20 protein-coding genes are annotated in these 14,172 nt (G+C 64.7%); all 20 read right to left on the bottom strand.

The genetic code is table 11. The features are described from left to right. Positions 1 to 42: 42 nt before the first annotated feature. The 20 genes from tatC to LQ564_RS16520 all read right to left on the bottom strand — a co-directional run bounded on the left by tatC (position 43) and on the right by LQ564_RS16520 (position 14,144). Entirely contained in the window at positions 43 to 798 is a 756-nt protein-coding gene (gene tatC, locus LQ564_RS16615; protein ID WP_231059227.1) for a twin-arginine translocase subunit TatC, read from the bottom strand. Next, positions 799 to 1,314 carry a Sec-independent protein translocase protein TatB gene (tatB, locus tag LQ564_RS16610; RefSeq protein WP_231059226.1) on the bottom strand — a complete coding sequence of 172 codons (516 nt, stop codon included), beginning with the start codon at positions 1,312 to 1,314 and terminating at the stop codon, positions 799 to 801. Positions 1,315 to 1,323: 9 nt separating this feature from the next. After that, on the bottom strand, positions 1,324 to 1,563 hold the full coding sequence (gene tatA, locus LQ564_RS16605) for a Sec-independent protein translocase subunit TatA (protein WP_231059225.1): 240 nt from the start codon (positions 1,561 to 1,563) through the stop codon (positions 1,324 to 1,326). 104 nt (positions 1,564 to 1,667) lie between these two features. Beyond that, positions 1,668 to 2,042, bottom strand: coding sequence for a histidine triad nucleotide-binding protein (locus LQ564_RS16600; protein ID WP_231059224.1), 375 nt, complete (start codon positions 2,040 to 2,042; stop codon positions 1,668 to 1,670). Positions 2,043 to 2,187: 145 nt separating this feature from the next. After that, a complete protein-coding gene (locus LQ564_RS16595) occupies positions 2,188 to 2,529 on the bottom strand; it encodes a phosphoribosyl-ATP diphosphatase (protein WP_231059223.1) in 342 nt (113 codons plus the stop codon). Continuing rightward, entirely contained in the window at positions 2,522 to 2,932 is a 411-nt protein-coding gene (gene hisI, locus LQ564_RS16590; RefSeq protein WP_231059222.1) for a phosphoribosyl-AMP cyclohydrolase, read from the bottom strand. Before hisI ends, LQ564_RS16595 begins: the two co-directional genes overlap by 8 nt. Next, positions 2,929 to 3,693: an imidazole glycerol phosphate synthase subunit HisF gene (gene hisF / locus LQ564_RS16585; RefSeq protein ID WP_288379492.1), complete on the bottom strand. Its 765-nt coding sequence runs from the start codon at positions 3,691 to 3,693 to the stop codon at positions 2,929 to 2,931. The genes hisI and hisF overlap by 4 nt, the downstream gene beginning before the upstream one ends. A gap of 148 nt (positions 3,694 to 3,841) precedes the next feature. Further along, entirely contained in the window at positions 3,842 to 4,618 is a 777-nt protein-coding gene (hisA, locus tag LQ564_RS16580; RefSeq protein WP_231059220.1) for a 1-(5-phosphoribosyl)-5-[(5-phosphoribosylamino)methylideneamino]imidazole-4-carboxamide isomerase, read from the bottom strand. 52 nt (positions 4,619 to 4,670) lie between these two features. Further along, positions 4,671 to 5,312 carry an imidazole glycerol phosphate synthase subunit HisH gene (hisH, locus tag LQ564_RS16575; protein ID WP_231059219.1) on the bottom strand — a complete coding sequence of 214 codons (642 nt, stop codon included), beginning with the start codon at positions 5,310 to 5,312 and terminating at the stop codon, positions 4,671 to 4,673. Positions 5,313 to 5,319: 7 nt separating this feature from the next. Next, positions 5,320 to 5,910: an imidazoleglycerol-phosphate dehydratase HisB gene (hisB, locus tag LQ564_RS16570; RefSeq protein WP_231059218.1), complete on the bottom strand. Its 591-nt coding sequence runs from the start codon at positions 5,908 to 5,910 to the stop codon at positions 5,320 to 5,322. A 41-nt stretch (positions 5,911 to 5,951) separates the two neighbouring features. After that, positions 5,952 to 7,055, bottom strand: coding sequence for a histidinol-phosphate transaminase (gene hisC, locus LQ564_RS16565; protein ID WP_231059217.1), 1,104 nt, complete (start codon positions 7,053 to 7,055; stop codon positions 5,952 to 5,954). Continuing rightward, positions 7,052 to 7,876 carry a DNA-methyltransferase gene (locus LQ564_RS16560; RefSeq protein ID WP_231059216.1) on the bottom strand — a complete coding sequence of 275 codons (825 nt, stop codon included), beginning with the start codon at positions 7,874 to 7,876 and terminating at the stop codon, positions 7,052 to 7,054. The genes hisC and LQ564_RS16560 overlap by 4 nt, the downstream gene beginning before the upstream one ends. Beyond that, the gene (hisD, locus tag LQ564_RS16555; protein WP_231059215.1) at positions 7,873 to 9,195 is read right to left on the bottom strand and encodes a histidinol dehydrogenase; all 1,323 of its coding nucleotides are present in this window, start codon (positions 9,193 to 9,195) and stop codon (positions 7,873 to 7,875) included. The genes LQ564_RS16560 and hisD overlap by 4 nt, the downstream gene beginning before the upstream one ends. A 5-nt stretch (positions 9,196 to 9,200) precedes the next feature. Then, the gene (gene hisG / locus LQ564_RS16550; protein WP_231059342.1) at positions 9,201 to 9,866 is read right to left on the bottom strand and encodes an ATP phosphoribosyltransferase; all 666 of its coding nucleotides are present in this window, start codon (positions 9,864 to 9,866) and stop codon (positions 9,201 to 9,203) included. A 9-nt stretch (positions 9,867 to 9,875) separates the two neighbouring features. After that, complete coding sequence (gene murA / locus LQ564_RS16545) at positions 9,876 to 11,126, bottom strand: UDP-N-acetylglucosamine 1-carboxyvinyltransferase (RefSeq protein ID WP_231059214.1); 1,251 nt, start codon at positions 11,124 to 11,126, stop codon at positions 9,876 to 9,878. A gap of 2 nt (positions 11,127 to 11,128) precedes the next feature. Beyond that, entirely contained in the window at positions 11,129 to 11,365 is a 237-nt protein-coding gene (locus tag LQ564_RS16540) for a BolA family protein (RefSeq protein ID WP_231059213.1), read from the bottom strand. A 33-nt stretch (positions 11,366 to 11,398) separates the two neighbouring features. Then, positions 11,399 to 12,166 carry an ABC transporter permease gene (locus LQ564_RS16535; protein WP_231059212.1) on the bottom strand — a complete coding sequence of 256 codons (768 nt, stop codon included), beginning with the start codon at positions 12,164 to 12,166 and terminating at the stop codon, positions 11,399 to 11,401. Then, a complete protein-coding gene (locus LQ564_RS16530; RefSeq protein ID WP_231059211.1) occupies positions 12,166 to 13,089 on the bottom strand; it encodes an ABC transporter ATP-binding protein in 924 nt (307 codons plus the stop codon). Before LQ564_RS16530 ends, LQ564_RS16535 begins: the two co-directional genes overlap by 1 nt. A gap of 147 nt (positions 13,090 to 13,236) precedes the next feature. Continuing rightward, positions 13,237 to 13,512 carry an STAS domain-containing protein gene (locus tag LQ564_RS16525; protein ID WP_231059210.1) on the bottom strand — a complete coding sequence of 92 codons (276 nt, stop codon included), beginning with the start codon at positions 13,510 to 13,512 and terminating at the stop codon, positions 13,237 to 13,239. Beyond that, positions 13,512 to 14,144, bottom strand: a complete 633-nt coding sequence (locus tag LQ564_RS16520) for an MlaC/ttg2D family ABC transporter substrate-binding protein (RefSeq protein ID WP_231059209.1) — start codon at positions 14,142 to 14,144, stop codon at positions 13,512 to 13,514. The genes LQ564_RS16525 and LQ564_RS16520 overlap by 1 nt, the downstream gene beginning before the upstream one ends. Positions 14,145 to 14,172: the final 28 nt, after the last annotated feature.

Here is a 14,172-nt window from a genome sequence, read left to right as displayed (position 1 = left end):
CCCGATTACGGCACGAGGGCGCGGCAGGAGGCGGTGCGCGGTCTACGCCGTCTCTTCGGGCGCCCGCGTCATGCGCGCGAACATCGGCGCCAGCAGCAGGCCCAGCTCGTACAGCAGGCACATGGGAATGGCCAGCGCCAGCTGGCTGACCACGTCCGGCGGGGTGACGATCGCCGCGATGACGAAGGCGCCGACGATCACGTAGGAGCGGATCGAGCGCAGCTTCTCGATGCTGACGATGCCCATGCGGACCAGGATGATCACCACCACCGGCACCTCGAAGGCCGCGCCGAAGGCCAGGCACATCGACATCACGAAGTCGAGGTAGTTCTCGATGTCCGGCGTCACCGCGATGGACGCGGGCGCGAACTCGCCGACGAAGTGGAACACGCGGCCGAACACGAAGAAGTAGCAGAACGCGACGCCGCCGATGAACAGCAGCGAGGACGAGATCACCAGCGGCAGCACCAGGCGCTTCTCGTGCGCATACAGGCCGGGGGCGACGAAGGCCCACAACTGATAGAACACCCAGGGCAGCGCCAGGATGAAGGCGAGCAGCAGGGTCACCTTCATCGGCACCAGGAAGGGCGAGACCACGCCGGTGGCGATCATCTTGGCGCCGGCCGGCAGCGAGGCGATCATCGGCGCGGCCAGCAGGTCGTAGACGTGCGACGGGCCCGGCCAGATGAACAGCGCCGCGCAGGCGATGGCGATCCCGATCGACGCCTTGACCAGGCGGTCACGCAGCTCGACGAGATGGGAGATGAAGGTTTCTTCGCCTGCGGCTTCTTCGGTCATCTAGAAAAATGAAATCTTGGATTTGCTGGAACCCGGGCGGAACTTGCGCACGCGGGCGGCGCCGGACAGCACATGGGTCTTGCCGCCATTGCGGTGCTTGTACCAGGCCGGAATGGCGGAGGTGCGCACCAGCTTCTTGCGGCGGAAATCGCGCGCCTTGCGCTCGATGTCGGTGGTGCTCACGAAACCGTGCGAAGACGAGGAAGACGACGAGGAGGACGACACGTGTTCGCGTCCATCCCACAGCGCCTCGACTTCGTCGACGTGGCTGTGCATCGATTGCTCGACGTCGGCCTTGAACGAGGCCGCGCTCTCGTGCACTTCCTTGTGCAGGTTGCGCAGCTCGTCGAGCTCGATCTCGCGGCTGACCTCGGACTTCACGTCATGCAGGTAGCGCTGGGCGCGCCCGTACAGGGTGCCCGCCATGCGCGCCACCTTGGGCAGCTTTTCAGGGCCGATCACGATCAGCGCGACAACGCCGATGATCGCCAGCTTCGACAGTCCGAGATCGATCATGCGGCGATCTTATTGACGGGTCTTGTCGCGTGCTTCCACGTCGATGGTCGACTTGTCGGCGACTTGCTGCGGCGGCTGGGTGGTCGAGCCAGGGGCGGCATTCTTTTCTTCCTCACCCTTCACGCCATCCTTGAAGCCTTTGACGGCCTTGCCCAGGTCGCCACCGATATTGCCGATCTTCTTGGTGCCGAAAATCAGCATCACGACCACCAGCACAATGACCCAGTGCCAAATACTCATCGAACCCATGTTTGTCTCCTTGCGAGGCGCCCTGCGCCTGTAAATCGGAAAGTGTCTGTTTCAGTATACGCCAAGCGGGAGCGTCCTGCCCCCATTAAAAGCTCAGGTGCAGCTCAGGTGCCCAGCCCGCGCCACGGGCGCTTGCCGCCAACCATGTGCAGGTGCAGGTGATAGACCTCCTGCCCGCCGTCCGGCCCGCTGTTGATCAGGGTCTTGAAGCCGCCGCTGCGTCCGCCATTGCCGTCATCCTTCACGGCAACGCCGTGCTCTTCCGCAAGCTTCGGCGCCAGCGCCAGCATCTTGCCGAGCACGCCGGCGTGCGCTTCGGTGCAATCCGAGAGCGTGGCCACGTGCTGCTTCGGGATCACCAGGAGGTGCACCGGAGCCGCCGGGTTGATGTCCTTGAACGCCAGCACATCGTCGTCCTCGAAGACGACATTGGCTGGAATCTGCTTGGCAACGATCTTGCAGAAAATGCAGTTGTCCATCTTGTCTCCAGATTTGTTACAGCATCCTCCCTGCGGAGAAGCCCGTGCATCCTACCGGCGCCGCGTGACAACGGTGTGACGCTGGAAAAACGATTATGACACCGGATGCGGCGAAGGCAAGCGTAAGTAGGTACTTACCAGCAGCTTATTTTTCCTGACGGGAAGCCTTCTCGTCGATGCCCGAGACGCCCTCGCGGCGCCCCAGCTCGTCGATCACCTGTTGCGGCGTCAAGCCGAACTGGGCCAGCAGCACCATCGTGTGGAACCACAGGTCGGCGGTCTCGTACAGCACCTTCGAGGCGTCGCCCGAGACGCGCGCGTCCTTGGCGGCCATGACGGTCTCGGTGGCTTCTTCGCCGATCTTCTTCAGGATGGCGTCGTCGCCCTTGCTGAACAGCTTGGCGACATAGGAGGTGGCGGGGTCGCCGCCGGCGTCCGGCTTGCGCGATTCGATCACGCTTGCCACGCGGGCCAGGATGTCACTCATGGGATTTCTTGTTTGCGTAAATGGTATCGGGATCCTGCAGCACGGGGTCGACCGCCTGCCAGTCCTCGCCGTCGAACCGTTGGTAGAAGCAGGAATGGCGCCCGGTATGGCAGGCGATGCCGCCCTTCTGCTCGATCTTGAGCAGGACCACGTCCTCGTCGCAGTCCAGGCGCATCTCCAGCACTTTCTGGGTATGGCCGGACTCCTCGCCCTTGTGCCACAGCTTCTTGCGCGAACGGCTCCAGTAGACGGCTTCGCCGATCTCCGCCGTCTTCGACAGCGCCTCGCGGTTCATCCAGGCGAACATCAGGATGTCGCCGGTGGCGGCTTCCTGGGCGATCACCGGCACCAGGCCGTGCTCGTCCCAGCGCACCTTGTTCAGCCACTTGGTCTGCATGCTCACTCCAGGCGCATCGGGATGCCGCGCTCGGCCATGAAGCGCTTGGCTTCGCCGACCGTGTGCTGCCCGTAGTGGAAGATGCTGGCGGCCAGCACCGCATCGGCGTGGCCCTCGATGATGCCGTCGGCCAGATCCTGCAAGCCGCCGACGCCGCCCGAGGCGATCACGGAGATGCCGACCGCATCCGAGACCGCGCGCGTCAGGCCCAGGTCGAAGCCGGATTTGGTGCCGTCGCGGTCCATCGAAGTGAGCAGCAACTCACCGGCCCCGAGGCTCTCCATCTTGCGCGCCCATTCGACGGCGTCCAGGCCGGTGGCGTTGCGGCCGCCGTGGGTGAAGACTTCCCATTTGCCCGGTGCGACCTGCTTGGCGTCGATCGCGACCACGATGCACTGCGATCCGTGCTTCTGGGCGGCGTCGAACACCAGCTGGGGGTTGGTGACGGCGGAGGTGTTCATGCTGACCTTGTCGGCGCCGGCGTTCAGCAAGCGGCGCACGTCCTCCACCTTGCGCACGCCGCCACCGACGGTGAGCGGGATGAACACGGTCGAGGCCACGGCTTCGATGATCGGCAGGATCAGGTCGCGGCCGTCGCTCGAGGCGGTGATGTCGAGGAAGGTGATTTCGTCGGCGCCCTGGCCGTCGTAGCGGCGCGCGATCTCGACCGGGTCGCCGGCATCGCGCAGCTCGGTGAAGTTGACGCCCTTGACCACACGGCCGCCGGTGACGTCGAGGCAGGGGATGATGCGTTTTGCGAGCATAATTTCTAGCGTTAGCGTATGCACGTCATCCCGGCGAAGGCCGGGATCCAAGGTTGCTTGAGCATTCGAAACGCTCGCAGAACTTGGGTTCGGGCCTTCGCCGGAACGACGGTCTTGAGGCTGGTGGCAGTAATGGCCACTACCGACCTTCTTACGCCTGCGCCCCTTCCGTCAATGCATCCGCGCGTTCCTGCGCCGACGCCAGGTCCAGCGTGCCCTCGTAGATCGAACGCCCGCAAATCACGCCTTCGATGCCCTCGTCCTGCACCGCGCACAGCGCTTCGACGTCGGCCAGGTTGTGCACGCCGCCCGAAGCGATGACCGGGATCTTGACGGCCTGCGCCAGCTTGACGGTGGCTTCGATGTTCACGCCGGCCATCATGCCGTCGCGGCCGATGTCGGTGTAGACGATCGATTCGACGCCGTAGCCTTCGAACTTCTTGGCCAGGTCGATGACTTCGTGGCCCGACATCTTGCTCCAGCCGTCGGTGGCGACCTTGCCGTCCTTGGCGTCCAGGCCGACGATGATCGAGCCCGGGAAGGCGCCGCAGGCGTCGTGCAGGAAGCCCGGGTTCTTCACGGCGGCGGTGCCGACGATGATGTAGCTGATGCCGTCGTCCAGGTAGCGCTCGATGGTGTCGAGGTCGCGGATGCCGCCGCCCAGCTGGACCGGGATCTCGTCGATGCCCATCTCTTCGGCGTAGTCCTGCACGACCTGCAGGATCGACTTGATGGCCGACTCGTTCTTCGGCTTGCCGGCGAAGGCGCCGTTCAGGTCGACCAGGTGCAGACGGCGCGCGCCCTTCTTCAGCCAGTGCAGCGCCATCTCGGCGGGGTCTTCGGAGAATACGGTGGCCAGTTCCATGTCGCCTTGTTTCAGGCGGACGCAGTGACCGTCTTTGAGGTCGATGGCGGGGATCAGCAGCATGATGGTTGTCGGTTGGTTGACGGGGAAAAGAACGTAAACAGCGTAAACGGTATTACGGATTCCAGTGGATGAAATTTCGGTACAGGCGCAAGCCGGCGGCCGCGCTCTTTTCGGGGTGGAACTGGGTGGCGACCAGGTTGTCGCGGGCGACGGCGCAGGTGTACATGCCGCCGTAGTCGGCCTCGCCGATCGTGTCCTGTGCTTCCTCTGGCGCCGCGTAGTAGCTGTGCACGAAGTAGAAATAGCTGCCGTCCTCGACGCCGTCCCACAGCGGGTGGGATCTGGTCTGGCGCACGCGGTTCCAGCCCATCTGCGGCACCTTGAAACGCGAGCCGTCGCTTTGCAGCTTGCCGTCCAGCTGGAAGCGCACCACTTTACCCGGCAGCAGGCCCAGGCCCGGCGTGCCTTCGTTTTCTTCGCTGGCGTCGAACAGCATCTGCTCGCCGACGCAGACGCCCATCACCGGACGGTTCCTCACGGCGCGCAGCAGCGCGTCTTCCGCGCCGGATTCGCGCAGGCTGCGCATGCAGTCGCGCATCGCGCCCTGCCCCGGCAGCACGATGCGGTCGGCCGCATCGATGTCTTCGGCTTTGCTGGACACCAGGATGTCGGCTTCCGGCGCGGCGGCGCGCAGCGCCTGCGCGACCGAGCGCAGGTTGCCCAGGCCATCGACCACTACAATCTTGTTCTTCATGGTCTGCTTACAGGCTGCCTTTGGTCGAAGGGATGATGCCGGCGGCGCGCTCGTCCAGCGCGGTCGCCATGCGCAGCGCGCGGCCGAAGGCCTTGAACACGGTCTCGCACTGGTGGTGCGCGTTCACGCCGCGCAGGTTATCGATGTGCAGGGTCACGCCGGCGTGGTTCACGAAACCGCGGAAGAATTCGCCAGTCAGGTCGACGTCGAAGGTGCCGATCATGGCGCGGGTCCAGGGGATGTGCATTTCCAGGCCCGGACGGCCGGAGAAGTCGATCACCACGCGCGACAGCGCCTCGTCCAGCGGCACGTAGGAGTGGCCGTAGCGGGTCATGCCCTTCTTGTCGCCGACCGCCTTGGCGATCGCCATGCCGAGGGTGATGCCGGTGTCCTCGACGGTGTGGTGCGCATCGATGTGCAGGTCGCCGACGGCGTCGACTTCGAGGTCGATCATGCCGTGGCGCGCGATCTGGTCGAGCATGTGGTCCAGGAACGGGACGCCCGTGTTCAGTTTCTGGCGGCCGGTGCCGTCCAGGTTGATCGCGACGCGGATCTGCGTCTCGTTGGTGTTGCGCGTGATTTCGGCGGTGCGGGTCATTGCGGGTGCTCGTGTGACGTTTCTATGGGCAAGAAACGCTGCTATAGGGAAGCTTTCAGGGCTGTCAGGAATGCGGTGTTTTCTTCTGGTGTGCTGACCGTGACGCGGATGCAGTTGGCCAGCAATTTGTCCATTTTACTCAAATTTTTGATCAACACCTTTTCATCGCGAAGCCGGGCGCAGACTTGGTCGGCATCCGGCACGCGCAGCGAGATGAAATTCGCAGCCGATGGAAACACTTCGACTCCCGGCAGCGCCGCCAGTTCGGTGCTCAGGCGCGTGCGCTCGGCGTTCAGCATCTCGGCCTGTTGGTCGAGCACGTCGAGGTGGTCGAGCGCGAACTCGGCCGCCACCTGGGTCAGCACGTTGACGTTGTAGGGCGGACGCACCTTCTCGAATTCCGCCAGCAGCTTGGGGTCGCCCGACAGGTAGCCGAGGCGGATGCCGGCCAGGCCCAGCTTCGACAGGGTGCGCATCACGACCAGGTTCGGGAACTCCGGCAGGCGGCCCATGAAGCTCTTTTTGGCAAAGGGCTGGTAGGCCTCGTCGGCCACTACGATGCCGGTCTCGCCCAGCGCCTCGATGATCGCCACCATGTCCTCGGCGTCGAACAGGTTGCCGGTCGGGTTGTTCGGGTAGGCCAGGAATACCAGCGCCGGCTTGTGCGTTTGAATGGCGGCCAGCATGGCGGGCAGGTCGAGCGAGAAGTCGGCCTTGATCGGCACGCCGACGTAGTCCGCGCCCGCGAAGCCGGCCGAGCGCGCGAACATCACGAAGGCCGGGGTCGGCGCCATGACGACGGCGCGCTGGCCGCCTTGCTTCGCGACTGCCGTGGCCATGATCGAGATGAGTTCGTCCGAGCCGTTGCCGAGCAGGACGTCGTAGCCGGCGGGGACGCCCAGGCCGGCGCAGATCTTCTGCTTCAGGGTCGTGTAGGACGCAACCGGATAGCGGTTCAACGCGGCGTCGGCCAGTCGCTGGCCCAGTTCGGCGCGCAGCTCGTCCGGCAGCTCGTAGGGGTTCTCCATCGCGTCCAGCTTGATGTAGCCGCTGGCGTCCGGCACGACATAGCTGCCGGCATTGCGGACGTCTTCGCGGATGGTGTTGGTGATCAGCTTGTCGATCGACGTTGTACCGGATGTCATGCTGGTTCCTCGTTCAGAGGCGCGCTCTTCGGCGCGCTTTTACGTTTCTTGGCGCCCGCGACCGGCACCTCGGGCGCGTCCAGGCGCGCGCGGATGATGTCGCAATAGGCGGGGTTCAGTTCGAAGCCGGTGAAGTGGCGCCCGGCCTGGCGCGCGGCGATCGCCGTGGTGCCGCTGCCCATGAAGGGATCGAGCACGACGCCGCCCGCCGGGCAGGACGCCTTGACCATGCGTGCGATGATCTCGAGCGGCTTCTGGGTGGGGTGATCCGCGCGTTCCGGATGCTCGCGGTGCAGGCGCGACACGCTCCACACGTCCTTCGGGTTGTAGCCGACCTCCAGCCACTTGGCGCCGACAAAAATCGAACGCGAGCGCGCCTTCTTCGTCTCGGCGTCGTAGGGGATGCGCACGGCGTCGAGGTCGAAGTAGTAATCCTTGCGGTTGACAAAAAAGCCGATGGTGTCGTGCACCGAGGAGAAGCTGCGCACGCTGCCGCCCATCGAGGGCACGCGGCGGTCCCAGATGATCTCGTTCATCATCGTCATGCGTTTCTTCAGCATGACGAAGATCTCCGGCGCGAAGCGCCAGGTCAGGAAGATGTACAGGCTGCCGTTGGGTTTCAGCTTGGGCAGCACGGCGTCGATCCACTGCTCGGTCCAGGCCAGATAGGCCTCGACGCTCTGCTGGTCCGAGGCGTTGCCGTAGTCCTTGCCGAGGTTGTAGGGCGGGTCGGTCAGGATCAGGTCGATGGAACCGTCCGGGATGCGGGCCAGGCCAGCCAGCGCATCCTCGCAGAACACCTGGTCGACCCAGGTGCTCATGATTGTTTTAGACGAAGCTCTGCGCTGCGGGCGTGCGCCTGCAGGCCTTCGCCGTAGGCCAGTTCGGCCGCGACTTTACCGAGCGTCTGTGCGCCGGCTTCGCTGACCTGAATGACCGACGAACGTTTCTGGAAATCGTAGACGCCCAGCGGTGACGAGAAGCGCGCGGTGCGCGAGGTCGGCAGCACGTGGTTCGGGCCGCAGCAGTAGTCGCCCAGCGATTCGGACGAGAAGCGGCCGAGGAACATGGCGCCCGCGTGGCGAATTTGATCCGCCCATTTCAATGGCTCTTCCGCCGAGATCTCGAGGTGCTCGGCGGCGATGGCGTTGGCGATCTCGCAGGCCTCGTCCATGTCGCGCACTTTCACCAGCGCGCCGCGGTCGCTGAGCGAGGTGGTGATGGTGGCGGCACGCGGCATGGTCGGCAGCAGCTTGTGGATGCTCTCCTCCACGCGCGCGATGTAGTCCGCGTCCGGGCACAGCAGGATCGCTTGCGCCAGCTCGTCGTGCTCGGCCTGCGAGAACAGGTCCATCGCGACCCAGTCCGGGTCGGTCGTGCCATCGCACAGCACCAGGATCTCGGAAGGACCAGCGATCATGTCGATGCCGACCACGCCGAACACGCGGCGCTTGGCGGCGGCCACATAGGCATTGCCGGGGCCGACGATCTTGTCGACGGCCGGAATGGTCTCGGTGCCGTAGGCCAGCGCGCCGACCGCTTGCGCGCCGCCGATGGTGATCACGCGGGTCACGCCGGCAATCGCCGCGGCGGCCAGCACCATCTGGTTCTTCACGCCATCCGGGGTCGGGACGACCATCACGATTTCCTGCACGCCCGCGACCTGGGCGGGAATCGCATTCATCAGGACGGAGGACGGATACGCCGCCTTGCCGCCCGGGACGTAGATGCCGACGCGGTCGAGTGGCGTCACGCGCTGGCCCAGCACGGTGCCGTCAGCCTCGGTGAAGGTGAAACCGTTCAGCTCCTGCTTCTGGCGCTCGTGGAATACGCGGATACGCTCAGCCGCGGTACGCAGCGCATTGCGCTGGGCTTCCGGGATCGCTGCCAGGGCCGCATCGAGTTCTTCCTGCCCGACGTCGAAGGCAGCCATCGAGGACGCGCCGCCATCCGGAATGCGATCGAACCTGTTCGTGTATTCGAGCACGGCAGCGTCACCGCGATGCTTCACGTCCGCCAGGATTTTCGCGACCGCCGATTCGATGGCGTCGTCGGTTTCGGCTTCGAACGCCAGCAGGGCATTCAAAGTAGGTTTGAAATCCGGTGCGGTGGAGTCGAGCTTGCGGATCTGTACTGCCATGATGCTTAGCCTTTTGCTTGGGACGCCTGCTGGAAGGCGTCGAGGATCGGTTGCAGGCGCTCGCGCTTGAGCTTGAGCGCGGCCTGGTTGACCACCAGGCGCGAGGAGATGTCCATGATCTTCTCGACTTCGACGAGGTTGTTGGCGCGCAGGGTGCCTCCGGTCGAGACCACGTCGACGATGGCGTCGGACAGGCCGACCAGCGGCGCCAGCTCCATCGAGCCGTACAGCTTGATCAGGTCGACGTGCACGCCCTTGCTTGCAAAGTGCTCGCGCGCGGTGTTCACGAACTTGGTCGCCACGCGCAGGCGCGCGCCCTGGCGCACCGCGGTCTCGTAGTCGAAGCCGGCGTTCACCGCCACCGACATGCGGCAGCAGGCGATGCGCAAGTCGATCGGCTGGTACAGGCCTTCGCCGCCATGCTCGAGCAGCACGTCCTTGCCGGCCACGCCGAAGTCGGCCGCGCCGTGCTGGACATAGGTCGGCACGTCGCTGGCACGCACGATCAGCACGCGCACGCCCGGGTCGTTGGTCGGCAGGATCAGCTTGCGCGAGGTTTCCGGATTCTCCGTGACAGTGATGCCGGCTGCCTCTAACAGCGGCAGGGTGTCCTCGAAAATCCGGCCCTTGGAGAGGGCCAGGATCAGGCCCGGTTCCCCGGTACGATTCATAGTGCTCATTTACTTGATGCGGACGATGTCGGCGCCGACGGCGGACAGCTTCACTTCCATGCGGTCGTAGCCGCGGTCCAGGTGGTAGATGCGGTCGATCAGGGTCGTGCCTTCGGCCGCCATGCCGGCGATGACGAGCGAGGCCGAGGCGCGCAGGTCGGTCGCCATCACCGGTGCGCCGACCAGGCGATCGACGCCCTTGATGAAGGCGGTGTTGCCTTCGGTGGAGATCTGGGCGCCGAGGCGGTTCATCTCCTGCACGTGCATGAAGCGGTTCTCGAAGATGGTCTCGGTCACACGGCTAGGACCGTTGGCCAGGATGTTCACGGCCATGAACTGCGCCTGCATATCGGTCGGGAAGCCCGGATACTCGGTGGTGCGGAACGACACCGGGTTCGGCCGGCCGTCCATGCGCGCGCGGATGGTGTCCGTGCCGACGTCCAGCTGCAGGCCCATCTCGCGCAGCTTGTCCAGCGCCACGTCGAAGATGTCGGTGCGGGTGTTCTTGAGGACGATGTCGCCGCCGGTGGCCGCCACCGCGCACAGGAAGGTCGCGGCTTCGATGCGGTCCGAGATCACGGCGTGTTTCGCGCCGTGCAGCGATTCGACACCCTGGATCACCAGGCGGTCGGTGCCGATGCCCTCGATCTTCGCGCCCATGGCGACGAGCAGATTCGCCAGGTCGGTCACTTCCGGCTCGCGCGCCGCGTTTTCCAGCACCGTCTCGCCTTCGGCCAGCGTGGCGGCCATCAGCAGGTTCTCGGTGCCCGTCACGGTGATCATGTCGGTATGGATGCGCGCGCCCTTGAGCTTCGCGCACTTGGCGTGGATGTAGCCGCCTTCGATCGTGATCTCGGCGCCCATCTGGCGCAGGCCCTTGATGTGCTGGTCGACGGGACGCGAACCGATCGCGCAGCCGCCCGGCAACGAGACCTTGGCTTCGCCGAAGCGCGCCAGCAGCGGGCCGAGCACCAGGATCGAGGCGCGCATGGTCTTCACCAGCTCGTACGGCGCTTCGAGCGACGTGATGTTGGCGCCGTTGAGGGTGACGCGCTCGTCGTCCTGGGTCACCTTCAGGCCGGTCTGCTCGAGCAGCTTGAGGATGGTGCGCACATCGTGCAGGCGCGGCACGTTCGACAGTTCGATGTCGCCGCCGGTGAGCAGGCCCGCGCACAGGATGGGCAGCGCCGCGTTCTTGGCGCCGGATACCGCGATGTCACCGTTCAGGCGCTTGCCGCCGACGATCTGGAGCTTGTCCATGCTTATCCTTGGTACTCTTCAGGGGTGAGGGTTTTCATCGACAGCGCGTGGATTTCCTCGCGCATGCGGTCGCCGAGCGCGGCATACACCAGCTGGTGGCGCTGGATCGGACGCTTGCCGGCGAAGGCGGGCGACACGATCACGGCCTTGAAGTGCTGGCCGTCGCCTTCGACGTGCAGATGGGTGCATTCGAGGCCATTGCTGATGTAGCTGTGGATCAGTTCGGGGGTGGTCGACACGAGGTAACTCCAGTGAATTCTTTAGTGGCGCACTCAGTGGCGTAACTTATAGCCACGTTTGAGCATATTGATCGCAATGGCCGCCAGCACCACCAGGAACACCGACACGATGGCCAGGCTGGTCCAGGGCGAGACGTCGGACTTGCCGAAGAATCCATAGCGGAACCCGTCAATCATATAAAAGAACGGGTTGAAATGCGAGACCGCCAGCCAGAATGGCGGCAGTTTTTGGATGGAATAGAACACCCCGGCCAGGAAGGTGGCCGGCATGATCAGGAAGTTCTGGAAAGCCGCCAGCTGGTCGAATTTCTCGGCCCAGATGCCGGCGATGACGCCCATGGTGCCGAGGATGGCCGCGCCCATGAAGGCGAACACGATGATCCACAGCGGCGCGACAAAACTCAGGTGCGCGAACCAGGCGGTGATCACGAACACGCCAAAACCCACCGCCAGCCCGCGCAGGATCGAGGCGGCGATATAGGCCGACAGGATCTCGGCATGCGACAGCGGCGGCAGCAGGATGAACACCAGGTTGCCGGTGATCTTGGACTGGATCAGCGACGAGGACGAGTTGGCGAAGGCGTTCTGCAGCACGCTCATCATCACCAGGCCGGGGATCAGGAAGGAGGTGTAGCTGACACCTTCCAGCATTTGCACTTTACCGTCCAGCACGTGGCCGAAGATCAAGAGGTACAGCATGGCCGTGACCACCGGCGCGGCGATGGTCTGGGTCGCCACCTTCCAGAAGCGCAGCGACTCTTTGTAGAACAGGGTGCGGAAACCCACGGAGAACAGATTCATTATTGCGGGCCTCCCGGTTGCTTGTCGCCGACCACCTGCAGGAAGATGTCTTCCAGGTCGGCCTGCTCGAGCGCCATCTCGTCGATCACGGCGCCGTTCTCGCGCAGGCGCGCCAGGATCGGCTCGACGTCGCTGACCTCGTTCACGCGCAAGGTGTACTTGTCGCCATTGGTGTGCTCGTCGTGCGCGACCAGGTGGCGCAGGCTTTCCGGCAAATCGCCGCTTTTGAGCTTGACGACCAGCTGCGAGCCCGACACCCTGCGCAGCAGCGCCGACATGGTGTCCAGCGCCACCACTTCGCCGAGCTTGAGCATCGCGACGCGCTGGCACATGGCCTGCGCCTCTTCCAGGTAGTGGGTGGTCAGCACCACGGTATGTCCCTCGCGGTTCAGGCGCGAGATGAACTTCCACAGGGTCTGGCGCAGCTCGACGTCGACGCCGGCGGTCGGCTCGTCCAGCACGATCACGGGCGGCTTGTGCACCAGGGCCTGGGCCACCAGCACGCGCCGCTTCATGCCACCGGACAGGGCGCGCATGTTCACGTCGGCCTTGTTGGTGAGATCCAGGTTGTGCATCACCTCGTCGATCCAGGCGTCGTTGTTCTTGATGCCGAAGTAGCCCGACTGCAGGCGCAAGGTCTCGCGCACCGTGAAGAAGGGATCGAACACCAGCTCCTGCGGCACCACGCCCAGGCGCTTCCTCGCTTCGCGGAAGTCGGTGACGACGTCGTGGCCGTGGATCTTCACGCTGCCCACGTCCGGGCGGATCAGGCCCGCAATGGTGGAAATCAGGGTGGTCTTGCCGGCGCCGTTGGGGCCGAGGAGGCCGAAGAATTCGCCTTCCTCGATGTTCATGGAGACGCCCTTGAGGGCCTTGAAGCCCTTGTAGCTTTTCTCGACGCTGCTAATCTGGATCGCTGTCATGCTGGTTCGGGAGGATGGCGCGGACGCACCGGGACCTTGCGGTGAAACGACCCATTATAGGGGAAATTGCAAATACCAGAGGCCGGCGGGAGAATTCCAGCGGAGGGGAAGTCCGTAGGGTGGGCAGTCCTCCGCCCACGCGTTCAACTACGGTTGCGTCAGCAGCTGGTCGACGCCATACAGCGCCGCCAGCTTCTGCACGTTCTCGGGAACGTTGATGAAGGTGAGGCGCTGCTTCGCTGCGCGCGCGCGTCGCTGCCAGGCCAGCAGCACGGCCACGGCCGAGGAATCGGCGGCGCCGACGCCGCCCAGGTCGAACACGGTCTCGCCGGCGGCGATCGCGGCAATGCCCTGGTCGAGGGCGGCGTGGCCGCTCTCGAAGGTCAGGGCGTCGAGCGAGAGCATCGGATTGGCTTCGGCCATTACTTCGGCGCTTTCAGCGGCTTGGACGCCAACTGCTGGTTACGCTCGGCCAGCTTCTTGATCAGGCCATCGACGCCATTCTTGCCGATCTCGCTGGCGAAGGTGCTGGTGTAGGTCTGGACCAGCCAGGCGCCCAGCACGTTGATGTCGTAGATCTTCCAGCCCTGCGGGCCGTTCGACAGGCGGTAGTTCAGGGTGATCGGCTCGCCGCGGCTGACATTCACCTGCGAACGCACTTCGACGTCGGTGGCATTCGCTTCGGCGCGGAACGGCTTGAACTCGACGGTCTCGTTCTTGATCTGCGACAGCGCGCCGGCGTAGGTGTAGACCAGCAGGTTGGTGAACTCCTTGATCAGCTGCTTCTGCTGTTCGGGAGTCGCCTGGCGCCAGTAGCGGCCGGCGGCCTGCTGGGTCATCTTCTCGGCGTCGACGTGCGGCAGGATCTTGCTGTTGACGAGGTCCATGATCCTGGCGCGGTTGCCGGCCTGGATGTCCTTGTCGGCCTTGACGGTGTCGATGACGTCGGCGCTGATGCGCTTGACCAGCGCGTCCGGGGCTTCGGCAGCGATGGCGGAGGTGGCGAAAGCGACGGTGGCCGCTGCGGTGGCGATCAGTTGGATGATGGGTTTCATATGTCGGTTTCCTTGTCTGGTAGGCGCC

This window comes from Massilia phyllostachyos, from assembly GCF_021044825.1.
Classification (GTDB): Bacteria; Pseudomonadota; Gammaproteobacteria; order Burkholderiales; family Burkholderiaceae_D; genus Telluria; species Telluria phyllostachyos.
This window is presented reverse-complemented; position numbering and strand designations above follow the sequence as displayed.